Raw genomic sequence first — 23830 nt, forward strand, 5'->3', positions numbered from 1 at the left:
ATAGCATAAAGTGTAAGCTATCCCACCGGTTTTATTTAGCCCTTGAGCGTAAATACGCTGACGAGTTGCGTCAGATGATGCCCCTTGCGGCTCAGTTCCTGGGCAGTCTGTTCGGAGTTCGCGACCAGTTCGGTATTCTGATGCGTGGCCTGGCCGATATGGTTCATCGCCAGATTGACCTGGCCAATGCCCTGAGACTGCTCTTTAGAGGCGATGTTAATCTCGCTCATCAAGACCTTCACCTGCTCAATACGGCCCACGATATCGTCCATCGCCTGACGGGTCTGCTCGGAAAGATCGTGCCCCTGTACCACTTTGCTGAGTGAGTTATCAATCAGGCCATCGATCTCTTTGGCGGCCTGTGCGCTACGCTGTGCCAGCGCGCGAACTTCTGCGGCAACGACCGCAAAGCCCTTGCCATGTTCGCCGGCGCGGGCCGCTTCAACGGCCGCGTTCAGCGCCAGGATATTGGTCTGGAAGGCTATAGATTCGATCACGTGGGTAATATCGGCAATGCTTTGTGAGGCATTCTTGATGTCCGTCATAGTGACGACCGAGCGTGACACGGTTTCACCCCCGTTTTTCACCACCGTGGCGGCTTCACCGACCAGCGCCAGCGCCTGGTTGACGTTCGCGGCGTTCTGCGCAACGGTGGCGCTCAGCTGTTCCATACTGGCGGAGGTTTCCTCCACGCTGCTGGCCTGGCGGGTAATCTGCTCGCTGATATTCTCGCTGCTGAGAGCGATAGCGTCCGTGCCGCTGCTGATATCCTGCGCCGCTTCACGCACCTGTGAGACGATGCGTTCAAGTCCGTCGCCGATCCCGTTAATAGCGACGATCAGCTGACCGACCTCATCATGGCGCTGGGTTTCCAGCGTGGCTTCCAGGTTGCCTGCGGAATAATGCTGGGCCAGTTCAATGACCTGCTTCAGCGGCTGACTCAGCCAGCGACGGGTGGTGATCACAAACCCGAGGGCAAACAAAATCACCAGCGCCGCGCCAATCATCAGGAACATATTCCCGGTGTGCCTGACCGGTGCCAGCAGGCTGGCCTTATTGACTTCGCCCAGAATCACCCAGTCCCAGCCCGGCAGCTGTTGCCAGCTGACAATCTGATCTTCACCCTTCTCATCTACGATCTCAATCGTGCCCAGTTCCTTGCCCAGTAGCTGTTTTTGCAGGGTATCAGGCCACTTCGGAAGCTGGCCTTCCAGCGTAGGGTGGAAGATGAACTGACCCTGGTTTTTCCCTTCGGCGTTATTCAGTACGTAGAAACGACCGCTTTCTCCCTGGGTCTTCGTCAGGACTTTTTCGCGGATCTCTGCGTATTGTTTAGTGATATCCACGCCGACAAAGAGAATGGCGATAACCTTCCCGCTGCTGTCCTTAACCGGCTGATACTGCGTGATATAGCGCTTGCCGAAGAGCATGGCTACGCCCTGATAAATATCGCCTTTCTGCGCGAGCTTCCACGCTTTACTGTTGCGGTCGAGCAGAGTGCCGATAGCGCGTTCGCCATTCTCTTTTCTGAGTGAGGTGGAGACACGCAGAAAATCATCGCCCATACGGACAAAGATGGTGGAAATCGCACCGGTTCGATTCAGGAAGTCATCGACCAGCGTCTCGTCAAGGTTGAGCGTTTTCAATCCTGCGCGTAGCGTTGGTGCCGCTTGCGTACCGATGGGAATCGTCTCGGCTTCATTAATTGAGAAGTTTTTTGGCAGGAAGCTTTCGAACAGCGAGGTATAGTTCGCCACTTCTTCGCTCAACGTACTGTTGAACATGGAGGCCATATCGGCAATGCCGCTGACCTGATTTTCCATATTTTCCAGCGTCAGGCTCTGCATTTGCCGTGAGGCACTCTGCGTAAGCGACAGTGTCAGCGTCAGGAAAAGGATAGCCACCGTGACCGATGTAATGATCGAGAGTTTTACGCCGATACTCCAGCGCCGGAAAGAGAGGTGTTTCATAGGTTAACCTGTTAAGGATGGAATGGGGTCTTAACGATTAACGGCAACTATTTAGAAACATTTAGCGCTTATTTACTGATTTGCGTTAACGAATAACCCTATAATTTATGTGATCCAGGTCAAATAAATGACTTTCCCGCAGAGGGTTGGAGCAGGACGGCAATCTGCCCGCAGTATCCGCACCAGGCTTCTCCACGCGCACACCCTGAATGGCGGAGCAAACTGTCTGGGTTCCGGATGCTGTTCCTGTTAAAAAGCGGCGGGTTTTAACAGGCTAACGTGGAGGCATTTAGCACGCCTGGGCATAAAAAGCGTTGTAGCCTACAGGAGGCAGGCTACAAATCTTCCAGCAGGCTTTTGGACAGCTGTCTGAGCATTGCCAGCTCATCATCCTTCATCCGCATGGAGCAGCGCATCTGGTTTGGAACATCGACGATCTGTTCTTGCAACGCCAGCGCCTTATCGGTAAGCACAACTTTCTTTACCCGCTCATCTTCGGCTACAGCAACCCGGTTCAAAAAGCCTTTGCTTTCAAGCTTCTGCACCAGCGGGGTTAACGTTCCCGAATCAAACAGGGTTTTTTCACCCAGCTTCCTGAGGGAGATATTGTCCGCTTCATAGAGCGCCATCAGGACAACAAACTGCGGATAAGTGAGATCTAATTCTTTCAGACGCGGCCTGTACTGCCGGATCAGGGCGTTGGTCACCGAATAAAGTGAAAAGCAAAGTTGGCTTTCTAACAGGTTGTTTTCTTTCATTTTTACCTCTTTCCTCACTCTTTAGCGTTAAAAAAGTATAAATAATATTTGACTGAAAGTATCTTGTGCGCAAGTATTATGCGTACAAGAATATAGCGAAGGAGGGGAAGTGGTTCCTTTCCTGAAAACAGAACAAACACAATTTCAACAGGGTAAAACTCATGAAAACCATATCGACGATCTTAACCTCTGCCGTTTTTGCTTCAGTGACCTCAATGGCTTCAGCGCAGGAAATTAATACACCTGCACCGACGGCAGGCGTACAGGCCTTCCTTAATGCCCTCAACGGCGGCCACGGTAAGCCGATGGAACAGATGACGCCTCAGGAAGCTCGTCAGGTGCTAATCGGCGCACAAAAGGGCGTAAAACTGCCTGCCGCGCAGGTTTCTGAAAAAACCATTCATATCGATGGGCAGGACATTAAGCTGAAAATCGTTAAGCCGCCTAACGCAAAAGGCACGCTGCCGGTATTTATGTTTTTCCACGGCGGCGGCTGGGTGCTGGGCGATTTCCCGACGCATGAGCGTTTGATCCGCGATCTGGCCAGAGAATCTGGCGCAGCCGCCGTCTATGTGGACTACACGCCCTCGCCAGAAGCACACTTTCCTGTTGCCATCAGTCAGGCCTATGAAGCGACAAAATGGGTCGCTGCACATGGAAAAGAGATCGGCGTGGACGGTACGCATTTAGGACTGGTAGGCAACAGCGTGGGCGGCAATATGGTGGCGTCGGTCGCGCTCCAGGCGAAGCAGTTCGGCGGGCCAAAGATCCGTTATAACGTCATGATGTGGCCGGTAACTGATGCGAACTTCGATACCCATTCTTACAACCAGTACGAAAACGGCTATTTTCTGACGAAAAATATGATGAAGTGGTTCTGGGATAACTATACGACCAGCACCGCCGATCGTAATAACATCCTTGCCTCGCCGCTCCGTGCCAGCACTGAACAGCTGAAGGGCTTCCCGCAGACGCTGATTCAGACGGCAGAGTTGGATGTGCTGCGTGATGAGGGCGAGGCGTTTGGACGCAAGCTGGATGCGGCGGGTGTCCCTGTCACCGTGACCCGCTATAACGGTATGATCCACGACTTCGGTCTGCTGAATCCGCTGAGCCAGGAGCCCACGGTCAAAACTGCGCTGGAGCAGGCAGGTGCGGCACTGAAGGAGCATCTGAAATAAAGCATCCGTAATGACATCATAAAAGCACGGCCTCCCGGTCGTGCTTTTTTATGCCCCAATACTCTTCGGCTGGCCTTTCTTTGGCGTTTACTCTTTTTGTTTTTTGGGCTGGTAAATATCAGGGCGGGTAATCGTCCATGCATAGCCAGGTCGGTTAACGGGTTCATAGCCAAACTTTTCGTAGAGCCAGGAGGCCGTGGTAGTGAACAGTAATATTCTGCGTAAATGTGCAAAAACAGGATGGGCGTGAAAGCACGTCATAAGCCATCTTCCCAGGCTATTTCCCTGGTGCTCTTCAAGGATGTAAACGTCGCACAGATAGGCAAAAGTCGCATAGTCAGTGATAACTCTTGCAAAACCTATCTGTGAGCCCTGATAAAAAACACCAAAGTTAAGGCTGTGCTGAACGGAATTAACAACGGTCTCTTCATCAATCCCTCCGGCCCATGTCGATCTGGTCAGATAACGATGTATGGCGGATATATCTAATTTGGTTTTATCTGTGCTGATCAGATAATCCTCTTTATGCCACTCCTGTATTGCTAACTCATCCATTTTTTCCTCCTTCCATGCTGTCGCTATGGTGTTAAGGTTTAACGTTATCGGGGCGGTGTGGTGGCCGACGTTTTACGCAGAGGGCACCAGAGCGGCAGACTTATGTGGCATTCTTGCTCCATTCATCGCGGGTAAGCGTGAAGAGCAGGCTGGGAGGAGCATTCTCCACATCATGTACCTCTTTGCTAAAGCTCATCCCGGATTTGAGCAAAACGTTTTGTGAAGCAAAATGATTTGGCCTTACCACAGCGGAGATGTCATCAAGCCTGAGGTCGTTAAATCCATAATGAATGGCGGCCTGAGAAAATTCTGTCGCCACTCCTTTTCCCCAGGCTTGCGTTGCAAAGCGATAACCAAGGTTATTGATGAGCGAACCTGCGCAGCGCCTCACGCTTATGCCACCAAATCCGATAATTTTTCCAGGCTCACTGTGAAGTGAGATGGCCCAGTTTCCGCAACCTCGCTCTGTCCAGTGCGCCATCCACTGCTTCAGAACAGACGCAGCCTGATGGCTATCCGTGTAGGGGCCGGCGGGGTTGAAAACGTTCGTTGCCGGGTCGCCGTAGATAGTGAAAAGCGTCTCCACATCAGACGGCCTGACAGCCCGGCAGCAAAGGCGTTCTGTTTGTAATGGCATAATTTTCCTCCTCCTTTCGCTTAATCCTTTATACCCCGGTTGTGCGATATGACGAAGATGATGTCATGGGTGAATGCAGTAAACCACTTCAGTTCGCGGGAGAAGCCAGCAGCTTTCGGAGCCTTATCAGGTAAGGGTTCAGAAACGACAAAAGCCGCTTAATAAGCGGCTTTTGTCGGCACTTCCTTATGCGACCATGATTATTTAATCAGCTCGGCAGTTACATAGGCGTTGTTATCCACCCGTGCGCCGGTAATTTTATACATTGTTCCAGCCTGCTTAGCCTGGGCTGCCACTTTGGCTTCCGCACCGGCCAGCGTGGCGGCGGTAACGGTGACGGTCTGGGCGAAGCTGCCGAATGAAACCAGTGACAGGGCGGTAACTGCAACGAAAGTTTTGATGGATTTCATGGTCATTTCCTCGGGTGTTTTTTTACGGGAGAGGCGTTCTGCCTCGATGTGAACAATCTTATGCCTGACCGGGAGGGATTGTTAGCGGAGGGATTTGCTCTGCTAAATCAAAAAAAATGAATAAGATTTACACAGCGTTTAGGAGTGGATGAAAAAGGAACGTGACCGTAAAGGGGGACTCGCCGGAAGGGTAAAATCACGGTTTCTGAGCAACCCAGCATCACATACAGGATAGCGTGGCAGCGTTTCTTTAAAAGCATGTCATTTTTGAATATACTTATTTGTATATACAAAAGGAGCAGCAAGGATCATCGAAATGGAATTCGAGTGGGACACTGTCAAAGCGGCGAAAAATTTTCGCAAGCATGGGATTCGGTTTGAGGAAGCGGCACGGGTATTTGACGATCACTCATCTCTCCGTACAGGATCGCTTTGAACATGGGGAATACCGGTGGCAGACAATCGGCGTAGTGACCGGATGTCTGATCGTTTTGGTTGCCCATACCCTACGCTTTGAAGAAGGTGCTGAAATTGTTCGGATCGTCAGCGCACGCCGGGCTGAGCGTGCTGAGAGGAGGCGTTATGAGTACAGTCAGATTTAAAAGAGGCATATTGCCGGCGCTGGCAGAAGGGCGCGAATCAGAGCTGAAAGCGCTGGCCGCAAAGCCTGACGCCGAAATTGACTACAGTGAAATTTTGCCGCTCGATGAATCATTCTGGGAGAAAGCCGAAAAGGGCCATTTTTATCGCCCGGTAAAAACCCAGGCTTCGGTCAGGATCGATGCAGATGTGATGGCGTGGCTGAAAGAACCGGGTAAAGGCTATCAGACAAGGCTTAACGCTATTCTGCGTGAAGCCATGCTGCGTGACTTACGGCGTAAAGAATGATCGTATCAGCCCGCCTGGGGCGGGCTTTTGTCGACGCTGTCTTATGCGACCATGCTTATTTGATCAGCTCGGCTGTTACGTAGGCGTTGTTATCCACCCGTGCGCCGGTAATTTTATACATTGTTCCGGTCTGCTTAGCCTGAGCAGCCACTTTGGCTTCCGCACCGGCCAGCGTGGCGGCGGTAACGGTGATGCTCTGGGCGAAGCTGCCAAATGAAACCAGTGACAGGGCGGTAACTGCAACGAAAGTTTTGATGGATTTCATGGTCATTTCCTTGGGTGTTTTTTTACGGGAGAGGCGGTCTGCCTCGATGTGAACAATCTTATGCCTGACGGAGAAGGATTGTTAGCGGAAGGATTTGCTCTGTTAAATCAAAAAAAATGAACAAGATAAGAGGGCTACGTTGTTATGAATAACGGGCTTCTTAGCACGGTATGCAACAGGAGAGGGCATGATTGAAATTGATACTGAATCCTTTGCCGGCATTGATTGCCTGCATGCGGCGCCAGCCGGTAAACGGCATCAGCCCCTGCCCACAGTGATTTTCTATCACGGCTTTGCCTCTTCGAAAGAGGTGTACGCCTACTTTGGCGTTGCGCTGGCTCAGACCGGTTTTCGGGTGATACTGCCCGACGCTGACCAGCACGGTGCCCGTTACGAAGGCGACGCAGGATTTCGCCTCAGTCATTTCTGGGAGATCCTGAAAAGCAGCATTGATGGGCTGCCGGCCCTTGAAGCGGCTCTGCGCGAGAAGAAGCTGGTGGAGGCGGAACGCTTTGCCGTGGCGGGTGCCTCAATGGGGGGAATGACGGCGTTGGGCGCACTGGCGCGCTATTCACATCTTTCCTGCGCCGCCTGCCTGATGGGGTCGGGATACTACATGTCGCTTTCCCAGCGGCTCTATCCGCCGCTGGTGGCTGAAACAGCCGCGCAGCAAGAGCAATTTGCCAGGCGTATGGCGCCGCTTGCCGCCTACGACATCAGCCATCAGTTAGGCAGCATCGCCAGCCGTCCTTTGCTGGTGTGGCATGGGGAAGCGGATGAGGTGGTACCCGCTGATGAGAGCGCCAGGCTGGTGAAGTCGCTGCGAGAAGCGAAGCTTGACGGTAACCTGACTTACCTTACCGAACCGGGCGTGGGGCACCGCATTACGCCGACCGCGCTGGCGGCGGTTACGACGTTTTTCGGTCGCCATTTATAGCCGGAATGCCAGGGCTGCCCCTGTTTTCAGGAGATAAAAAGATCCGCTAAGCGCGGTTTCCCGGCGGCTTTACGCTGTCCGTTCCGCCTGCTGAGAACTAATTTATCCCCCGCGATGACTTTACCTTGAGTTTCCTCCCCGCCGCCAGTATGATTACGCGTCAATTTTTCAGCCGCACTAGCAGGTTGTGTTTCACAGCCTATAACGTTCCTTGCTTCCATGGGCCGCGGCTGACCCCGACAGGAGGCTGAATAATCCGTAAGGAGCAAATTCGATGCGTCATTACGAAATCGTATTTATGGTTCACCCTGACCAAAGCGAACAGGTTCCTGGCATGATCGAGCGTTACACCGGTGCTATCACTGGTGCAGAAGGCACGATTCATCGTCTGGAAGACTGGGGCCGCCGTCAGCTGGCTTACCCGATCAATAAACTGCACAAAGCACACTACGTTCTGCTGAACGTTGAAGCGCCGCAGGAAGCGATCGATGAGCTGGAAACTAACTTCCGCTTCAACGACGCCGTTATCCGTAGCATGGTTATGCGCGTTAAGCACGCGGTAACTGAAGCTTCTCCGATGGTTAAAGCGAAAGACGAGCGCCGTGAGCGTCGTGAAGATTTTGCTAACGAAACCTCTGATGAAGCTGATGCTGGGGATTCTGAAGAGTAATTTACCGTGACGGCTAACCGTCTGACGCTGTCTGGCACCGTGTGCAAGACGCCGATGCGAAAAGTCAGCCCGTCAGGGATTCCACACTGCCAGTTCGTGCTTGAGCACCGTTCAGAGCAGGTGGAAGCCGGTTTTACCCGGCAAGCCTGGTGTCGGATGCCGGTGGTTATCAGCGGCAAAGCCCATCAGGCAATTACTCAAAGTATAACGGTCGGCACGCATATCACCGTTTCAGGCTTCATTAGCTGCCATCAAGGGCGCAATGGACTGAATAAAACGGTACTGCATGCCGAGCAGATTGAATTGATAGATTCTGGAGACTAGCCTAATGGCACGTTATTTCCGTCGTCGCAAGTTCTGCCGTTTCACCGCGGAAGGCGTTCAAGAGATCGATTATAAAGATATCGCAACGCTGAAAAATTATATTACTGAAAGCGGTAAGATCGTACCGAGCCGTATCACCGGTACTCGCGCAAAATACCAGCGTCAGCTGGCTCGTGCTATCAAGCGCGCGCGTTACCTGTCCCTGCTGCCGTACACTGATCGTCATCAGTAACGGCCACTGTCCATAACGACTTTAAGAGGATAAGGTAATGCAAGTTATTCTGCTTGATAAAGTAGCAAACCTGGGCAGCCTGGGTGATCAGGTTAACGTTAAAGCGGGCTACGCTCGTAACTTCCTGGTGCCACAGGGTAAAGCTGTTCCTGCTACCAAGAAAAACGTTGAGTTCTTTGAAGCACGTCGTGCAGAGCTGGAAGCCAAACTGGCTGACGTTCTGTCTGCGGCTAACGCACGCGCTGAAAAAATCAACGCACTGGGCACCGTTAACCTCGCGTCTAAAGCAGGCGACGAAGGTAAACTGTTCGGTTCCATCGGTACCCGCGACATCGCTGATGCAGTGACTGCAGCTGGCGTTGAAGTGTCAAAAAGCGAAGTTCGCCTGCCAAACGGCGTTCTGCGTACTACCGGTGAGCACGAAGTGAGCTTCCAGGTTCACAGCGAAGTTTTCGCTAAAGTGATTGTAAACGTGACTGCTGAAGCTTAATCGCTTCCTCTCTCACGCATAAAAACGCCGGCCTCGCGCCGGCGTTTTTGTTTCTGTTAACGGCATTGCTGCCGCCTCCCTGATTACCGCACTCGCAGAAAGCTGCCATCCGGCTGGCGTGTAAACAGCACCTCCCCCTGATCCGTCGTCACCGTCAGACCGGTAATCGTGCCCTGAGCGCTCTGGCGGATGCGGATCGCCTGCCCGGTATGCAATGTACTCAGCGGTTTATCCTCTCCCTCAACCTGAGCCATTGCGAAGACATCATTGACCGGCAGGTTATTGTCACGAAAGAGCTGCGCCAGCGTCTGTCCTGAAGCTATCTGGTAAGCGCGCCACTCTCCCTGCGTGTCAGGGGAAGCGACGGGCGCTGAAGGCTGCCCGGCGTCAGGCTGCTGGTCGCTCAGTTCGGCCTGCATCGGCACGCGGGTCTCCGGCTGCCCCCCGGCGGTGACCGGGCGCTGGGGCTGCTCCGGCGAGGAGGCAGGCCATAAAAACGCCAGCAGGATGACCGCGACGGCAATAATAATGGCCCGGCGGTGAAAGGACGGCAGTGGATCCATCCAGCGGGCCTTGTCCGGCAGTTGCCAGATTTGGTTAACTAGCTGCGTTACTGTTGCAGACGCTTTAGGCATGGCGTCCTCCTCCTGGCGCGAAGCTCGCGCAAATAATGAGCTTTTACCTACCCGGTGCAGAAACCCTGATAGTGAAAGCGGCTGGCTTTTCCTTCGCCGACGGGCAGGATGGCCCATGTTTACCTCGTCACAAATATAGCTGATAACGCGTTGCCGGTGTGGAGTTTACGCCGACGATGAGAGGGAAGTATTGTTTCCTTTTCACGGCGAAAAGTCACCCGGAGAAGATGGGATTTTACGCCTGATGCCCGCGCTGTTATGCTTCGCCTTCGTTTTTATCAATGATGAAAGGAAATTCCATGACAACCCCTTCTTTTGACGGCGTGGAAGCGCAAGCAAGTTACGGTATCGGTTTACAGGTTGGTCAGCAGCTGCTGGAATCTGGCTTGCAGGGTCTGCAACCAGAAGCCCTGCTGGCGGGCCTGCGCGATGCGCTGGAAGGGAACGCGCCTGCTGTCCCGGTCGATGTTGTTCATCGTGCGCTGCGTGAAGTTCATGAGCGGGCCGATGCCGTTCGCCGTGAACGCCAGCAGGCGATGGCAGTTGAAGGTCAGACCTTCCTTGAAGAGAACGCTAAACGCGACGGCGTCAGCAGCACCGAGTCAGGCCTGCAATTCAGCGTGATTACTCAGGGTGAAGGTGCGATTCCGTCCCGTCAGGATCGCGTACGTGTGCACTACACCGGCAAGCTGATTGACGGCACTGTGTTCGACAGCTCCGTGCAGCGCGGCGAACCGGCTGAATTCCCGGTAAGCGGCGTGATCCCAGGCTGGATCGAGGCGCTGACGCTGATGCCAGTTGGCTCAAAATGGGAGCTGGTTATTCCACAAAACCTGGCCTACGGCGAACGTGGCGCAGGTGCCTCTATTCCGCCTTTCAGCACGCTGGTCTTTGAAGTTGAGCTGCTGGAAATCCTGTAATCCGCCGCTATTTCTGAACGAACAGTGAAAACAAGGCGGTATCATCAGAACCGCCTTTTTCGATTGCGATCCCCTTCCCTGGGCTGTTGCTCAAAAGCAGCTGGACACGCTGAAATGCCGGAAAAGTAATGTCATGGCCTTTTTCAGTAAAAATTAAAAAACCAGCCTGCATAAGTGAGCCAGACTGGTTTTATTTTTGCCGTTATTGCCAGCGGTTATTTTTTCTGAAGATCCACTTTATAAATAGCGAAACCTGTCTCGTCAGTTCCCTCCTGCGTCAGTGAATACTGAGCACGATCGCGAATAAAGTCGCGGGCTTTATCGCCAGGCGACGTTTCAAAGCGGATATCCAGCGGCGTTTTGCTGTCGATATGGGCAAGCCGCCAGTTATTATCCGCGCCGGGCTGAACCTCGCCCTGCGCTTTCGTTTGCGCGCTGATATAGGCCGCCACCACGCTGCGATTCTCATCCGGCGATGCGAAGGCGATATGTGCGTCCCCCGTGCCGGCGAATTTTCCGCCGTAAGCCCGGTAATTATTGGTGGCAACCAGGAAGGTGGCATCAGCATCGATCGGTTTTCCCTGGAAAGTAAGCTGCTTAATGCGTGAGGCATTTTCATTCACTTTCTGGCATTCAGCGTCATAGCGTGCCGGCTGGGTGACATCAATCTGATAATTCACACCGTCAATAACATCAAAGTTATAAGTGCGGAAATCCCAGTTAATCAGCGACTGGGGCTGGCTGTTGTGAATATCAATCTGGTTATATTGTCCCGCCGAGCACTCCAGCCACTCTTTCACCTCTTTTCCGCTGACCTTCATCACTACCAGCGTATTGGGATAGAGATAGAGATCCGCCGCGTTACGGAAGGTTAACGGGCCTTTCTCCACCTCCACGTAGCTGGCCGGATCGTTCTTACGGCCGCCGGCTTTAAACGGGGCGGCGGCTGACAGCACCGGCAGCCCGGCGAGGTCAGGATCTCCCTGAATAAACCGCTTCACGTAGTCTCGCTGGGCATTATTGACGATTTGCACCGTTGGATCGTCCTGCACCAGCGACAGATAGCTATACATAACGTCAGCCGACTTGCCGATCGGCTTGCTGACAAACTTCCGCGTGGCGTTATGATCGTGCTCAAGCACCGCGGCCAGCGCCGGATCTTCTGCCGCCAGGGATCTCTTCGCGGCTTTATCGTAGATAGGGCGCGCCTCTGCGTTCGCCTGACTGACCTGCCAGTGACCCTTATCGTTATTCAGCACCAGATCCACCACGCCAAGATGATCGCCCCACATGCCGGGCATCACGGCAGGAATGCCATTAAGCGTGCCTTTAGTAATATCAGCCCCCGGAATGCTGGCAAAATCTTTACTGGGAAAGACGGCATGGGCGTGGCCAAACAGGATCGCATCAATACCGGGAACCTGGCTGAGATAGTAAACGGAATTTTCCGCCATCGCCTGATAAGGATCGGCGGAGAGGCCCGAGTGAGCAACCGCGACAACCAAATCCGCACCCTGTTTGCGCATTTCCGGCACCCATTTCTTTGCGGTAGCGGTAATATCGTTCACCTTCACTTTGCCGCTGAGATTGGCCTTATCCCAGACCATTATTTGCGGCGGCACAAAGCCAATATAGCCGATTTTCAACGTCTGCTTTTTGCCGTCACGATCGGTCACCTGCTCCTCTTTGATCAGAAAAGGCGTAAAAAGCGGCTTGCCGCTCTTCAGGTCGATAATATTGGCATTGATATAGGGAAAGTCGGCGCCGGAAATCGCTTTATGCAGATAGTCCAGCCCGTAGTTGAATTCATGATTACCTAAGTTACCCACCGTATAATCCAGCGTATTCATCGCCTTATAGACGGGGTGGACTTCGCCCTGCTGGAGTCCTTTCGCGGCCACATAATCGCCTAAAGGACTGCCCTGAATAATATCGCCGTTATCGACCAGCACGCTGTTGCCCGCTTCTTTTCTCGCGGCAGCGATCAGCGAGGCGGTCCTGACCAGGCCAAATTTTTCGGTCGCCGAGTCTTTGTAGTAGTCAAAATCCATCATGTTACTGTGCAGATCGGTAGTTTCCATCAGGCGGAAATCCACCGTTGCGGCCTGAAGTGTTGAGCTGACCAGCAGTGCTGCCAGCGTCACGCAGGGCTTCATCATTTTTCTCTCCATGTGACCTGTGCCAAAGAGTCTAAACATCTCAGATTTTTGTAAAACATTTATGTTACGTCACCCATAAATGTGACCGGTGACAAGTTTTTAGCCCTTCCGGGGGCAGGATCGCTGCCGGCACGACGCTGCCTGCGAGCAATTGGCGGAGAATACCCGGAAAAACAGAAACTCCTGCGGTAAATAATGCATTATGCTTTTGATAATTAAGCTAACGATGATGTATGCCCGCTGGCCATTACGGTAAGCGGCTTCCGGCCCGGAGCCTGGCGCGATCTGCTGCTAAGATCATTGAAGGAGCATTTTTGTGAAGAAAATGCAGCAGGTTCTCCAGCTGGTGCGGCTGGCATCATGACGACGAAAGGGGTTTACAATGTTAGATAAAATTTGCCAGCTGGCTCGCGAAGCGGGCGACGCCATTATGGAAATCTACGAAGCCGGGACGCCGCTCGATATTGCCCAGAAGTCCGATGACTCACCGGTGACAGCGGCTGATATTGCCGCACATAAAGTGATTTTGCAGGGCCTGTCTCAGCTTTCACCGGATATTCCGGTGCTGTCGGAAGAAGATCCGCAGCCATGGGAGGTTCGTCAGCACTGGCAGACCTACTGGCTGGTCGATCCGCTGGACGGCACCAAAGAATTTATCAAGCGTAACGGAGAATTCACCGTAAACATCGCCCTGATTGAAATGGGTAAACCGGTGCTGGGCGTGGTCTATGCGCCGGTGCTGGGCGTGATGTATTCCGCCGCAGAAGGTAAAGCCTGGAAAGAAGAGGGGGGCCATCGTGAGCAGATTCAGGTGCGGGAGGCGCGTCCGCCGCTGGTGGTGATCAGCCGCAGCCATGCGACGAACGATGAAGAACTGAAAGAGTATCTTAATCAGATGGGCGAACACCAGACGACGGCGATAGGCTCATCGCTGAAGTTCTGCCTGGTGGCGGAAGGTAAAGCGCAGCTTTATCCCCGCTTCGGGCCTACCAATATCTGGGATACCGGCGCAGGCCATGCGGTCGCGATTGCTGCGGGTGCGCACGTTCACGACTGGCAGGGAAAAACGCTTGATTATGCGCCGCGCGAATCTTTTCTCAATCCCGGTTTCCGGGTCTCTATTTTCTGACTGGCGGCGGGGCGGTGATATCTGCCCCTGTCGGTAGGTGAGTTGTCCGCTGCTTCTCTGCACCCCCGGTGCAGAGAAGCAGCTAGGCCCGGCGCATCCGCTTATAGCATGATGCAGGCCGGAAAAGTGCGTCAGGATGTTTTGAGGAGCTGACGTATGAGCGCGACAACCTGCTTCACCTCTTCCTGCGTCAGGGCGCCATCTTTGGCAAAGCGAACGTTACCGGACGCGTCCAGCACGACGATAGCCGAACCGCCATCTTCCAGACCCCAGGCTTTTTTCGCTGCGCCGTTATCATCCACGATAAACTGCGACCAGGGGAACTGCTTCTTATTATTCTCAATACTGCTGCGCACAAACATCCCCGTGCCGGGAATGGCATCGTCAGTGTTCACGACCGTGGTTGTCTGATAGCGCTCGCGTGACAGATGAGCCGCCTTTATCGCTTCGATTAGCGCCGCATTCATGACCTTCGCCGATGAGCGTCCGGCAATATGCTGGATGACTCTCACTTTTCCCGGCAGCTGCGCGCTGTTCCAGTTTTTATAGCTAAACTCATCGTGTTGATAGAGTAGCTCTCCCTTATCGGCGATGCCCACAGGCGTCACGCGCTGGCCGGTGGTGAAATTATGCGCACTGGCGGTGAGAGGCAAAAGCAGCGTTAAAATCAGGGGGAGCTGGCGGAAAGTGAACATGTAAGCCCTCTTAAAGAGATCAGACCAGATAGTCATCTTCCTGCAATAATATGCGCAGATACTGCGCCTGTCGCCATGAAATAACATCTTTGCAACACACTGCACATTTCCCTGCTGGACGAAGGATTATACTGTTTTACCTGGCATGACTGACAGAGCCTACTGTCACGATATGTAAAAGCAGGAAAATAAGTCGATTTTCGGACTTCAGGAAACGGATGATGGTCTATAGTAACTTCACTTTGCGCTGCACAGACTCGTTCCGATATTGGATACGAAGCAGCGTACATTGATGACTAAGGAGTAGAACCAGAATGAAGATCTTCCAGCGATACAATCCGCTGCAGGTAGCCAAATACGTTAAAACCCTGTTCCGTGGCAGGATTTACATAAAAGACGTTGGCGCTTTTGAATTTGATAAAGGCAAGATCCTGATCCCACGCGTAAAAGATAAACAGCATTATAGCGTGATGTCAGAAGTGAACCGTCAGGTACTGCGCTTGCAGACCGAGTTTAACTAAGTAAGAAGGCGCGAACTCTCGCGCCTTTTCTGTTTTTCCCGTTACTCTTCAGCCGTTTTGATCAGCACTGGCGTCGCCGCCGGCCTGGCGTCAATGCGCGTCACCAGCAGCTGGTCGATGCGGTAGCTGTCAATATCCACCACCTCAAACTTATAGCCGTGAAACTTCACGAAGTCGGTCCGTTTAGGGATCTTACGCAGCATATACATCATAAAGCCGCCGATGGTTTCATAATTGCCGGACTGTGGAAACTCGTCGATATGCAGCACGCGCATCACATCATCAATCGGCGTACCGCCTTCAACCAGCCATGAGTTCTCATCGCGGGCGACAATCTGCTCTTCCATCCCCTGGCCAACCAGGTCGCCCATCAGCGTGGTCATGACGTCGTTTAGCGTAATGATCCCCACCACCAGCGCATATTCATTCATGATCACCGCGAAGTCTTCACCCGCGGTTTTGAAACTTTCAAGCGCTTCGGAAAGCGTCAGAGTGTCCGGCACGATGAGCGCCGCGCGGATCTGCACGCCGCTGTTAAGCGCCATGCTTTGGTTGCCCAGCACCCGCAGCAGGAGTTCTTTAGAGTCGACATAGCCAACGATATGGTCAATGTCGTCATTACAGACCAGAAACTTGGAGTGCGGATGATTGGCAATCTTTTCCTTCAGGCTCGCTTCGTCTTCGTTCAGATTGAACCAGACAACGTTTTCACGCGAGGTCATTGAGGAGGGAACGGTACGCGACTCCAGCTCAAACACGTTTTCGATCAGCTCATGTTCCTGCTTGCGCAGGACGCCCGCCAGCGCGCCCGCTTCCACTACCGCATAGATATCGTCAGAGGTGATATCATCTTTGCGGACTAACGGGATCTTAAACAGGCGGAAAATAATATTGGCGCCGCCGTTGAAAAACCAGACCAGCGGGCGAAAAATAAACAGGCAGAGCCGCATCGGATTGATGATTTTCAGCGCAATCACTTCCGGCGCGATCATCCCAAGACGCTTAGGGAAGAGGTCGGCAAACAGAATGAACAGGCTGGTGACCACGGTAAACGAGCAGATAAAACTCAGCTGCTCAGCCAGCTCGGGGCTGGTGAAGCGCTCAAACAGGGAGCGAAACGCGGGAGAGAATGCCGCATCGCCGACCACGCCGCCGAGGATCGCCACCGCGTTCAGACCAATCTGCACCACGGTAAAGAACATGCCGGGCGTTTCCTGCATCTTCATTACGCGCTGGGCGTTGATATTGCCTTCGTCCGCCAGCAGCTTGAGCTTAATTTTACGCGCGGCGGCCAGAGAGATTTCTGAAAGAGAAAAAAACGAGCTGATCGCAATCAGCAGTAAGATGACAAGCAAGCTGTCTAACATAGAGCATCCAGTAAATGACGTGATTCAGTGGCTATCGAAAAAAGCGCCGTGAATCCGCCTTGGGTTAATTACTTGTCATTTTTGGCCTGGGCAGCGAGTGAAAATCGGTCAGGGTCATCTACCGCTCGGTGAAGCTGGGCTGTCCGTGCCAAAAATGTCTGCACCGATTCGGCATCAGCCGGGGCAGAAGTCAGTCAGTGAGCCGCAGGGCGGCCTTCGCAGAGGATTATAGCTGTGGTAAACCCTGCTTACAATTACGGCGATCAACAGGATGAGATTTATCCGAGTGTGAAGGCGCCGGACGCTCCTGAGACATTCAATCACGATCCTGTGTTGTAACGTGCCGGTTCTTTGCACACAATATGTCAAGAATTTGGCTTTACCTATAAAAAGAGGTTCGTGACAGGCAAAATAGTTTGCCATGGTTAACGGAACGCCAGGATGTTTAACGGCTTTAAAAGAAAACGTTCTGCCCATCAGGGATCAGGGCCGGCAAAATAGCAGGAGTAAGCGTGCCACGAATTCAAGTCTACTGCATGTTCTGTCTGATCGCAGCGGTACCGGTTGCACACAGCGCCACCGTGCGGTTACAGGTAACAGGGTTAACCGGGGAGTTAGAGAAGAATGTCCGGGCCAGACTTTCCACCATCTCTGGCGATGAAGTCTCCGCCGATGGGCGTTTCCGCGCTCGCGTCAGCGACGCCGTTAAGGAAGGGTTAAAGGCGCTGGGCTATTACGATCCGACCATTGATTTTGAACTCCAGCCGCCGCCGGCGGGCGGCAACCGGCCGGTGCTGCTGACGAAAGTGACTCCCGGTGAACCCGTCCGCCTGGTGGGCGAAACGGTGATTATTCGCGGCGAGGCGCGTACGGATAAAGATTATCAGGAACTGGTACGCGACGGGAAAGGCAAAATCGGCGGCGTGCTTAACCATGGCGACTACGACAGCTTCAAGAGTTCGCTTAATAATATGGCGCTGCGTAAGGGCTATTTCGACGGTGATTTTGCCAAAAGCCAGCTCGGCGTTTCGGTCGAGCGACGTGAGGCTTTCTGGGATATCGATTACGACAGCGGCAGACGTTATCGCTTTGGTGATGTCAGCTTTGAAGGCTCACAGATCCGCGAAGAGTATCTGCAAAACCTGGTGCCGTTCAAAAAAGGGGATTACTACAGCTCCCGCGATCTGGCCGAGCTGAATCGTCGGCTCTCTGCGACCGGCTGGTTTAATTCCGTGGTGGTGGCGCCCGAGTTCGATAAATCCCGCGAAACGAAAATTTTGCCTCTGCATGGCGTGGTCAGCCCGCGCACCGAGAACACCATTGAAACCGGCGTCGGCTATTCCACGGACGTTGGCCCGCGCGTGAAAGCAACCTGGAGAAAACCCTGGGTCAACTCTTACGGTCATAGTTTTACCAGCAGCGCCAACGTCTCCGAGCCGGAGCAGCAGCTGGATTTCAGCTATAAAATCCCGCTGTTAAAAAGCCCGCTTGAGCAGTACTACCTTTTGCAGGGCGGCCTGAAACGCACCGATCTGAATGACACCAAATCAGACTCGACAACGCTGGCCGCTTCGCGCTACTGGGAGTCTTCAACCGGCTGGCAGAGAGCCATCAACCTGCGCTGGAGCTTCGACCACTTTACCCAGGGGAACGTGACCAACAGCACGATGCTGCTCTATCCCGGCGTGAGCATTAACCGTACCCGCTCCAGAGGCGGCCTGATGCCGGTCTGGGGCGATTCACAGCGCTACTCGCTGGATGTCTCAGACACCACCTGGGGTTCGGACGTGGATTTTGCGGTGGTTCAGGCACAAAACGTCTGGATCCGTACCCTGGCGGATAAGCATCGCTTCGTGGTGCGCGGCAATCTGGGCTGGATAGAGACAAATGATTTCGATCGCGTCCCGCCGGATTTACGCTTCTTCGCCGGGGGGGACCGCAGCATTCGTGGCTACAAGTACAAAGGGATTTCGCCACGGGATGAGGACGGCAAGCTTACCGGGGCGTCCAAAATGGCGACGGGCTCGCTGGAATATCAGTATAACGTGACCGGAAAATGGTGGAGCGCGGTGTTTATCGACTCCGGCGAAGCGGTCAATGACATCAAGCAAAGTAATTTCAAAACCGGTGCGGGCTTTGGCGTGCGCTGGCAGTCGCCGGTCGGACCGATCAAGCTGGATATCGCCCGACCTATAGGCGATGACGAAAAACGGGACATTCAGTTTTATATCGGATTGGGGCCTGAACTATGAGTCGCTGGAAGAAGGTCCTTATTGGCATTCTGATTTTTCTGCTGCTGTTGATTGGCGGCGTGGCCTTTTTAGTGGGAACGACGACGGGCCTGCACCTGGTACTGAACGGCGCGTCGCGCTGGGTACCGGGGCTGGAGATCCGGCAGGTTGACGGCGGCTGGCGCAATCTGACCCTGAAAGGGGTGCAGTATGAGATGCCGGGCGTCACGGTTAACGCCGGTGAATTTCACCTGGCGCTCCAGCTGGGGTGCCTGAAGAACAGCGCTTTCTGCGTCAACGATCTTTCCCTGAAAGATGTGAACGTCATTGTGGACAGCAGCAAGATGACGCCCGCGCCGGAAAAAACGGTGGAAGAGGAGCCCTCTTCAGGCGATTTGAGTACGCCTTATCCCATCACGCTGCGGCAGCTGGCGCTGCATAACGTCAACGTCAAAATTGACGATACCGCGATTTCGCTGGCCGATTTTACCTCCGGTATCCGCTGGCAGCAGCGCGCCTTAACGCTGACGCCCACGCATATTCAGGGGCTGCTGATCGCCCTGCCAAAAGCGGCGAAAGTCGCCAACGAGCAGGTGGTGCAGCCCAAAGTTCAGCAGCCGGAAGCGGACGAACCGCCGCTGGGCGAAACGCTCAAAGCGATGTTTGCCAAACCGCTGCTTCCTGAACTTCCCGATTTTACGCTGCCGCTGGATGTGGACGTTCAGCAGATCCTGGGCGAACAGCTGCGTATCACCGGTGATACCGATATCGCGATCGATCGTCTGCTGGTGAAGGCAAGAACGCAGGATCGGCTGCTGCATCTGGAAACGCTGGATGTCGATTCCCCGCAGGGGCAGCTTAACGCACAGGGACAGGCGACGCTTTCGGGTAACTGGCCGGTCAGTTTCACGCTCTACAGTTCACTGAATATCGATCCGCTCAGGGGCGAGAAGGTCAAAATGACGGTCGGGGGCGGCCTGCGTGAGCAGCTGAACCTGGCGCTGAACCTTTCCGGACCGGTGCGGATGCAGCTGAACGCGCAAACTGAGCTGGCTGAGGCGGGGCTCCCGCTCGCTATGACGCTGCAAAGCGCCCGGCTGCGCTGGCCGGTAAACGGTGAAACGCAGTATCAGGCCGATAACCTGAACTTCAGCATTAAAGGAAAGGCGACGGATTATGTGATGTCGTTCAGAACGGCGCTGCAAGGGCAGGGCATCCCGCCGGCCACCGTGCAATTGGATGGCAAAGGCAACGTCGAACAGTTCTCGCTCGATAAGCTACGGCTGGCGGCGTTGCAGGGACATGCCGACCTTACGGCGGTAGTGGACTGGAGCAAGGCGATCAGCTGGCGTAGCGAGCTGACGCTGACCGGCATCAACACCGCGAAGCAGTATCCCGACTGGCCCGCAACGCTTGCCGGAAAAATCACGACGCGCGGCAGCCTCTATGGCGGCAGCTGGCAGATGCGCGTCCCTGAACTGCAACTGCGCGGCAACGTGAAGCAGAACGCGGTAACGGCGGACGGCTCTCTGTACGGTAACAGCTATAACCAGTGGAACATCCCCGGTATCAAGCTGGTGCTGGGACGTAACAACATTGACGTTAAAGGTTCACTCGGCGAGACGCTGAACCTGGATGCCAGCATAGATGCGCAGCATCTGGATAATGCGCTGCCCGGATTAGGCGGCGTGGCGAAAGGGACGATCAAAGCGCGTGGCGATCTTACTGCGCCGCAGCTGCTGGCCGACCTCACGGCAACCGGCCTGCGCTGGCAGGCGATGACGATAGGCCGCGTGAAGCTGGATGGAGACGTCACTTCTGGCGAGCAGGTGCAGGGCAAACTTGCGCTTCGCGTGGAGCGGCTGAAGCAGGATGCGCTGACCATCTCTCAGCTGGTGCTCGACGCCAGCGGCACGGAAAAACAGCATCAGCTGAAGCTCAACGTTGACGGCGAGCCGGTATCCGGCCAGCTGGCCTTAACCGGCAGCTTCGATCGTCAGGCGCAGCGCTGGCAGGGATCGCTGAACAACACCCGCTTTGAGACGCCGGTAGGCGAGTGGCGGTTAACGCGGGCCATTGCGCTGGATTACCTCAACGCGAAGCAGACCGTCAGCGTCGGGCCACACTGCTGGCTCAACCGGGATGCGGAGCTTTGCGTACCGCAAACCATTGAAGCAGGTCCATCGGGCCATGCAAAAGTCGCGCTGAAACGCTTTGATCTGGCGATGGTCAAACCTTTCCTCGGTGATGCCACCTCGCTCAGCGGCATATTCAGCGGCGACGCTGATGTCAGCTGGCGCGCCGACGGCGGGCTGCCTGAGGGCCGGGTTGCGCTCAAGGGTAACGGCGTCAAGGTGGTGCAGGATGTGCAGGGCAACAAGCTGCCGATCGCTTTTGACACGCTGAATCTCAATGCCGCGATGCGCAATGGCCGGGCACAGCTTGGCTGGCTGATCCGCATTGCCAATAACGGGCAGCTGGACGGCAACGTGCAGATTGCCGATCCGCAGGGACGGCGCACCCTTTCCGGCAACGTCAATATTGCCGATCTGTCGCTGGCGATGCTTAATCCGGCGTTGATGAAGGGCGAGCAAATTAAGGGCATGCTGAACAGTAATCTCCGGCTGGGCGGCACTCTGCAACAGCCTCAGGTATTTGGACAGCTGGGTCTGAAAGACGTCGATGTGGACGGCAGCTTTATGCCGGTCGAGCTGACGGCAGCTAACCTCAATATGGTCTTTAACGGCATGAGTTCAACGCTACAGGGTCTGGTGCAAACGTCCCATGGCGATATTGCGCTGAATGGCGATGCCGACTGGCGTCAGCTGGACGCCTGGCGCGCGCGCATTGCGGCGAAAGGCGATCGCGTTCGCATCACGGTGCCGCCGATGGTGAGGATGGATGTGTCGCCTGATCTGGTGTTTGAGGCCACGCCTGAGTTGTTTAACCTGGATGGTCGCGTGGATATTCCCTGGGCGCGTATTACCGTACAGGAGGTACCGGAAAGCGCCGTGGGGGTCTCTTCCGATGAGGTACTGCTGGATAAAAATCTGCAACCTATCGCACCACAAAGCACCGCGATCCCGATCAACAGTAACCTGATCATCCACGTCGGGGATGACGTCAGGCTCAGCGCATTTGGCCTGAAAGCGAAGCTGAACGGCGATCTGAAGCTGGTACAGGACAGACGTGGGTTGGGTCTGAACGGACAGATCAATATTCCTTCCGGCCGCTTCCACGCCTATGGGCAGGATCTGGTGGTACGTAAGGGGGAACTGCAGTTTGCCGGTCCGCCGGACCAGCCATACCTGAATATTGAGGCGATTCGTAACCCGGAAGCTACCGAAGATGACGTCACGGCAGGCGTGCGGGTGACCGGGCTGGCCGATGAACCGAAGGCGGAAGTCTTCTCCGATCCGGCTATGTCGCAGCAGGAAGCCTTGTCCTATCTGCTTCGCGGACAGGGGCTGGATGCCAACGGCAGCGGTAATGATGCAATTACTTCCGCATTGGTAGGATTGGGGCTTGCACAAAGTGGCCAGGTTGTGGGTAAAATCGGTGAGACCTTTGGCGTGAGTAATCTGGCCCTGGACACGGCTGGCGTCGGCGACAGCCAGCAGGTTCAGGTCAGCGGCTACGTACTGCCGGGTCTACAGGTAAAATATGGTGTCGGCATATTTGATTCACTGGCGACGTTAACTCTGCGTTATCGCCTGATGCCCAAACTCTATTTGGAAGCGGTGTCTGGTATCGACCAGGCGCTGGATGTGCTCTATCAGTTTGAGTTTTAGCAATGCGAATAATTGTCTACGGCAGCTTAAGACGTAAGCAAGGCAACAGTCATTGGATGACCAATGGGCAGTGGCTGGGCGATCATCTGATCGACGGCTATGAACTGTACAGTTTGGGTCTCTATCCTGGCGTGGTCACGGGTAGCGGGCAGGTTTATTGTGAAGTTTACCGCGTAGATGCCTCAATGCTGGGCGAGCTGGATGCGCTGAGAACAAAGGGCGGGGAGTATAAGCGAGAGCTGGTACCAACGCCTTACGGCAGCGCATGGCTCTATGTTTATCAGCGTCCGGTGAAGGGGAAAAAACGTATCGACAGCGGCGACTGGCTGCTGCGTGACGTCCCGGAGAAGGAGTGATTGACAGGGTTAAATAAAAACACCGCTCAGAGAGCGGTGTTTTTTTATCGGGCGGCGAAAGTTACTTCTTCGCTGCGCGCTCGAAAGAGCTCACGATTTCCGCTTTTGCGGCTTCGGCATTATCCCAGCCTTCCACTTTCACCCATTTGCCTTTTTCCAGCGCTTTATACTGCTCGAAGAAGTGGGTGATCTGCGCACGCAGCAGTTCCGGCAGGTCGTTCACATCTTTGATGTGATCGTACTCTTTGGTCAGCTTGGTGTGCGGAACGGCAACCAGTTTGGCATCTTCACCAGACTCGTCGGTCATTTTCAGCACGCCAACCGGACGGCAGCGAATTACCGAGCCAGGCTGCAGTGGGTAAGGAGTCGGGACCAGCACGTCTACCGGGTCGCCGTCTAAAGACAACGTGTGGTTGATGTAACCGTAGTTGCACGGATAGAACATCGCGGTAGACATAAAGCGGTCAACGAACAGGGTGCCGGAATCTTTGTCGACTTCGTATTTGATCGGATCGGCGTTAGCCGGGATCTCGATAACTACATAGATGTCTTCTGGCATATCTTTGCCCGCTGGAACCAGGTTCAAACTCATGGTTATTTCCTTTATTCAGTCTAGATCGAGTGACGCTCATTATAGCCAACTGAATATGAAAGTATCCCTCCTTTTTGGCCTTTCGGAATGCTCCAGTTCTGAAAGCGCAGCGCCCGG

At 54.2% G+C, this 23830-nt stretch carries 24 protein-coding genes and 1 pseudogene; 14 read left to right on the top strand and 11 right to left on the bottom strand.

Features of this window, described 5'->3' with window-relative positions; all coding sequences use genetic code 11:
* Positions 1-35 precede the first annotated feature (35 nt).
* Both AAH446_RS06410 and AAH446_RS06415 read right to left on the bottom strand, forming a co-directional pair.
* Positions 36-1970 (bottom strand): methyl-accepting chemotaxis protein, encoded by a 1935-nt coding sequence (locus AAH446_RS06410; protein WP_342905894.1) that lies wholly within the window; start codon positions 1968-1970, stop codon positions 36-38.
* Between the two features lie 335 nt (positions 1971-2305).
* Positions 2306-2728, bottom strand: coding sequence for a MarR family winged helix-turn-helix transcriptional regulator (locus tag AAH446_RS06415; protein WP_342905895.1), 423 nt, complete (start codon positions 2726-2728; stop codon positions 2306-2308).
* A 215-nt stretch (positions 2729-2943) separates the two neighbouring features.
* On the opposite strand from AAH446_RS06415, the gene AAH446_RS06420 reads away from it, so the two are divergent.
* On the top strand, positions 2944-3909 hold the full coding sequence (locus AAH446_RS06420) for an alpha/beta hydrolase (RefSeq protein WP_463322790.1): 966 nt from the start codon (positions 2944-2946) through the stop codon (positions 3907-3909).
* An 87-nt stretch (positions 3910-3996) separates the two neighbouring features.
* Here the strand turns inward: AAH446_RS06420 and AAH446_RS06425 are convergent, their stop codons facing one another.
* From AAH446_RS06425 to AAH446_RS06435, 3 genes are all read right to left on the bottom strand, one after another.
* The gene (locus tag AAH446_RS06425; protein WP_342905897.1) at positions 3997-4464 is read right to left on the bottom strand and encodes a GNAT family N-acetyltransferase; all 468 of its coding nucleotides are present in this window, start codon (positions 4462-4464) and stop codon (positions 3997-3999) included.
* 100 nt (positions 4465-4564) lie between these two features.
* The gene (locus tag AAH446_RS06430) at positions 4565-5101 is read right to left on the bottom strand and encodes a GNAT family N-acetyltransferase (RefSeq protein WP_342905898.1); all 537 of its coding nucleotides are present in this window, start codon (positions 5099-5101) and stop codon (positions 4565-4567) included.
* A 200-nt stretch (positions 5102-5301) separates the two neighbouring features.
* Entirely contained in the window at positions 5302-5511 is a 210-nt protein-coding gene (locus AAH446_RS06435; protein ID WP_342905899.1) for a YdgH/BhsA/McbA-like domain containing protein, read from the bottom strand.
* Positions 5512-5821: 310 nt separating this feature from the next.
* Here AAH446_RS06435 and AAH446_RS06440 point away from each other — a divergent pair.
* Positions 5822-6113, top strand: a pseudogene (locus AAH446_RS06440) (BrnT family toxin).
* Positions 6094-6399: a BrnA antitoxin family protein gene (locus AAH446_RS06445; RefSeq protein ID WP_342905900.1), complete on the top strand. Its 306-nt coding sequence runs from the start codon at positions 6094-6096 to the stop codon at positions 6397-6399. The pseudogene AAH446_RS06440 and the gene AAH446_RS06445 overlap by 20 nt, the downstream one beginning before the upstream one ends.
* A gap of 55 nt (positions 6400-6454) precedes the next feature.
* On the opposite strand, the gene AAH446_RS06450 is transcribed toward AAH446_RS06445, so the two are convergent.
* Complete coding sequence (locus tag AAH446_RS06450) at positions 6455-6664, bottom strand: DUF1471 domain-containing protein (RefSeq protein ID WP_342905901.1); 210 nt, start codon at positions 6662-6664, stop codon at positions 6455-6457.
* Positions 6665-6851: 187 nt separating this feature from the next.
* On the opposite strand from AAH446_RS06450, the gene yjfP reads away from it, so the two are divergent.
* The 5 genes from yjfP (at position 6852) to rplI (ending at position 9317) form a co-directional block, all read left to right on the top strand.
* Complete coding sequence (yjfP, locus tag AAH446_RS06455) at positions 6852-7601, top strand: esterase (protein WP_342905902.1); 750 nt, start codon at positions 6852-6854, stop codon at positions 7599-7601.
* A 274-nt stretch (positions 7602-7875) separates the two neighbouring features.
* Positions 7876-8271, top strand: coding sequence for a 30S ribosomal protein S6 (gene rpsF, locus AAH446_RS06460; RefSeq protein ID WP_342905903.1), 396 nt, complete (start codon positions 7876-7878; stop codon positions 8269-8271).
* Positions 8272-8277: 6 nt separating this feature from the next.
* A complete protein-coding gene (gene priB, locus AAH446_RS06465) occupies positions 8278-8595 on the top strand; it encodes a primosomal replication protein N (RefSeq protein WP_342905904.1) in 318 nt (105 codons plus the stop codon).
* Positions 8596-8599: 4 nt separating this feature from the next.
* Positions 8600-8827, top strand: coding sequence for a 30S ribosomal protein S18 (gene rpsR, locus AAH446_RS06470; RefSeq protein ID WP_000135199.1), 228 nt, complete (start codon positions 8600-8602; stop codon positions 8825-8827).
* 37 nt (positions 8828-8864) lie between these two features.
* Entirely contained in the window at positions 8865-9317 is a 453-nt protein-coding gene (rplI, locus tag AAH446_RS06475) for a 50S ribosomal protein L9 (RefSeq protein ID WP_342905905.1), read from the top strand.
* Positions 9318-9400: 83 nt separating this feature from the next.
* On the opposite strand, the gene AAH446_RS06480 is transcribed toward rplI, so the two are convergent.
* The gene (locus tag AAH446_RS06480; RefSeq protein WP_342905906.1) at positions 9401-9952 is read right to left on the bottom strand and encodes an OapA family protein; all 552 of its coding nucleotides are present in this window, start codon (positions 9950-9952) and stop codon (positions 9401-9403) included.
* Positions 9953-10251: 299 nt separating this feature from the next.
* On the opposite strand from AAH446_RS06480, the gene fklB reads away from it, so the two are divergent.
* Positions 10252-10872, top strand: a complete 621-nt coding sequence (gene fklB, locus AAH446_RS06485) for an FKBP-type peptidyl-prolyl cis-trans isomerase (protein WP_342905907.1) — start codon at positions 10252-10254, stop codon at positions 10870-10872.
* A 215-nt stretch (positions 10873-11087) separates the two neighbouring features.
* On the opposite strand, the gene AAH446_RS06490 is transcribed toward fklB, so the two are convergent.
* Positions 11088-13031: a bifunctional 2',3'-cyclic-nucleotide 2'-phosphodiesterase/3'-nucleotidase gene (locus AAH446_RS06490; RefSeq protein WP_342905908.1), complete on the bottom strand. Its 1944-nt coding sequence runs from the start codon at positions 13029-13031 to the stop codon at positions 11088-11090.
* Positions 13032-13413: 382 nt separating this feature from the next.
* On the opposite strand from AAH446_RS06490, the gene cysQ reads away from it, so the two are divergent.
* Entirely contained in the window at positions 13414-14160 is a 747-nt protein-coding gene (gene cysQ / locus AAH446_RS06495; protein ID WP_342905909.1) for a 3'(2'),5'-bisphosphate nucleotidase CysQ, read from the top strand.
* A gap of 131 nt (positions 14161-14291) precedes the next feature.
* Here the strand turns inward: cysQ and AAH446_RS06500 are convergent, their stop codons facing one another.
* Positions 14292-14855 carry a YtfJ family protein gene (locus AAH446_RS06500; protein ID WP_342905910.1) on the bottom strand — a complete coding sequence of 188 codons (564 nt, stop codon included), beginning with the start codon at positions 14853-14855 and terminating at the stop codon, positions 14292-14294.
* 314 nt (positions 14856-15169) lie between these two features.
* Between AAH446_RS06500 and AAH446_RS06505 the strand changes: the two genes are divergently transcribed.
* Positions 15170-15376, top strand: a complete 207-nt coding sequence (locus tag AAH446_RS06505; RefSeq protein ID WP_013200508.1) for a DUF1107 domain-containing protein — start codon at positions 15170-15172, stop codon at positions 15374-15376.
* 41 nt (positions 15377-15417) lie between these two features.
* On the opposite strand, the gene paeA is transcribed toward AAH446_RS06505, so the two are convergent.
* On the bottom strand, positions 15418-16743 hold the full coding sequence (paeA, locus tag AAH446_RS06510) for a polyamine export protein PaeA (RefSeq protein WP_342905911.1): 1326 nt from the start codon (positions 16741-16743) through the stop codon (positions 15418-15420).
* A gap of 512 nt (positions 16744-17255) precedes the next feature.
* Here paeA and tamA point away from each other — a divergent pair.
* The 3 genes from tamA to AAH446_RS06525 are packed head-to-tail and all read left to right on the top strand — an operon-like array spanning position 17256 to position 23121.
* The gene (tamA, locus tag AAH446_RS06515; protein ID WP_463322784.1) at positions 17256-18995 is read left to right on the top strand and encodes an autotransporter assembly complex protein TamA; all 1740 of its coding nucleotides are present in this window, start codon (positions 17256-17258) and stop codon (positions 18993-18995) included.
* Positions 18992-22765 (top strand): autotransporter assembly complex protein TamB, encoded by a 3774-nt coding sequence (gene tamB, locus AAH446_RS06520; protein ID WP_342905912.1) that lies wholly within the window; start codon positions 18992-18994, stop codon positions 22763-22765. Before tamA ends, tamB begins: the two co-directional genes overlap by 4 nt.
* A gap of 2 nt (positions 22766-22767) precedes the next feature.
* Positions 22768-23121, top strand: coding sequence for a gamma-glutamylcyclotransferase family protein (locus AAH446_RS06525; protein ID WP_342905913.1), 354 nt, complete (start codon positions 22768-22770; stop codon positions 23119-23121).
* Positions 23122-23182: 61 nt separating this feature from the next.
* On the opposite strand, the gene ppa is transcribed toward AAH446_RS06525, so the two are convergent.
* Positions 23183-23713: an inorganic diphosphatase gene (gene ppa / locus AAH446_RS06530; RefSeq protein ID WP_342905914.1), complete on the bottom strand. Its 531-nt coding sequence runs from the start codon at positions 23711-23713 to the stop codon at positions 23183-23185.
* Positions 23714-23830: the final 117 nt, after the last annotated feature.

Source organism: Erwinia psychrophila, from assembly GCF_039023475.1.
Classification (GTDB): domain Bacteria; phylum Pseudomonadota; class Gammaproteobacteria; order Enterobacterales; family Enterobacteriaceae; genus Erwinia.

Coding starts and splice junctions, on each gene's coding strand:
- AAH446_RS06410 (WP_342905894.1), bottom strand. CDS start 1,970: ATGAAACACCTCTCTTTCCGGCGCTGGAGTATCGGCGTAAAACTCTCG.
- AAH446_RS06415 (WP_342905895.1), bottom strand. CDS start 2,728: ATGAAAGAAAACAACCTGTTAGAAAGCCAACTTTGCTTTTCACTTTAT.
- AAH446_RS06420 (WP_463322790.1), top strand. CDS start 2,944: ATGGCTTCAGCGCAGGAAATTAATACACCTGCACCGACGGCAGGCGTA.
- AAH446_RS06425 (WP_342905897.1), bottom strand. CDS start 4,464: ATGGATGAGTTAGCAATACAGGAGTGGCATAAAGAGGATTATCTGATC.
- AAH446_RS06430 (WP_342905898.1), bottom strand. CDS start 5,101: ATGCCATTACAAACAGAACGCCTTTGCTGCCGGGCTGTCAGGCCGTCT.
- AAH446_RS06435 (WP_342905899.1), bottom strand. CDS start 5,511: ATGAAATCCATCAAAACTTTCGTTGCAGTTACCGCCCTGTCACTGGTT.
- AAH446_RS06445 (WP_342905900.1), top strand. CDS start 6,094: ATGAGTACAGTCAGATTTAAAAGAGGCATATTGCCGGCGCTGGCAGAA.
- AAH446_RS06450 (WP_342905901.1), bottom strand. CDS start 6,664: ATGAAATCCATCAAAACTTTCGTTGCAGTTACCGCCCTGTCACTGGTT.
- yjfP (WP_342905902.1), top strand. CDS start 6,852: ATGATTGAAATTGATACTGAATCCTTTGCCGGCATTGATTGCCTGCAT.
- rpsF (WP_342905903.1), top strand. CDS start 7,876: ATGCGTCATTACGAAATCGTATTTATGGTTCACCCTGACCAAAGCGAA.
- rpsR (WP_000135199.1), top strand. CDS start 8,600: ATGGCACGTTATTTCCGTCGTCGCAAGTTCTGCCGTTTCACCGCGGAA.
- rplI (WP_342905905.1), top strand. CDS start 8,865: ATGCAAGTTATTCTGCTTGATAAAGTAGCAAACCTGGGCAGCCTGGGT.
- AAH446_RS06480 (WP_342905906.1), bottom strand. CDS start 9,952: ATGCCTAAAGCGTCTGCAACAGTAACGCAGCTAGTTAACCAAATCTGG.
- fklB (WP_342905907.1), top strand. CDS start 10,252: ATGACAACCCCTTCTTTTGACGGCGTGGAAGCGCAAGCAAGTTACGGT.
- AAH446_RS06490 (WP_342905908.1), bottom strand. CDS start 13,031: ATGATGAAGCCCTGCGTGACGCTGGCAGCACTGCTGGTCAGCTCAACA.
- cysQ (WP_342905909.1), top strand. CDS start 13,414: ATGTTAGATAAAATTTGCCAGCTGGCTCGCGAAGCGGGCGACGCCATT.
- AAH446_RS06500 (WP_342905910.1), bottom strand. CDS start 14,855: ATGTTCACTTTCCGCCAGCTCCCCCTGATTTTAACGCTGCTTTTGCCT.
- AAH446_RS06505 (WP_013200508.1), top strand. CDS start 15,170: ATGAAGATCTTCCAGCGATACAATCCGCTGCAGGTAGCCAAATACGTT.
- paeA (WP_342905911.1), bottom strand. CDS start 16,743: ATGTTAGACAGCTTGCTTGTCATCTTACTGCTGATTGCGATCAGCTCG.
- tamB (WP_342905912.1), top strand. CDS start 18,992: ATGAGTCGCTGGAAGAAGGTCCTTATTGGCATTCTGATTTTTCTGCTG.
- AAH446_RS06525 (WP_342905913.1), top strand. CDS start 22,768: ATGCGAATAATTGTCTACGGCAGCTTAAGACGTAAGCAAGGCAACAGT.
- ppa (WP_342905914.1), bottom strand. CDS start 23,713: ATGAGTTTGAACCTGGTTCCAGCGGGCAAAGATATGCCAGAAGACATC.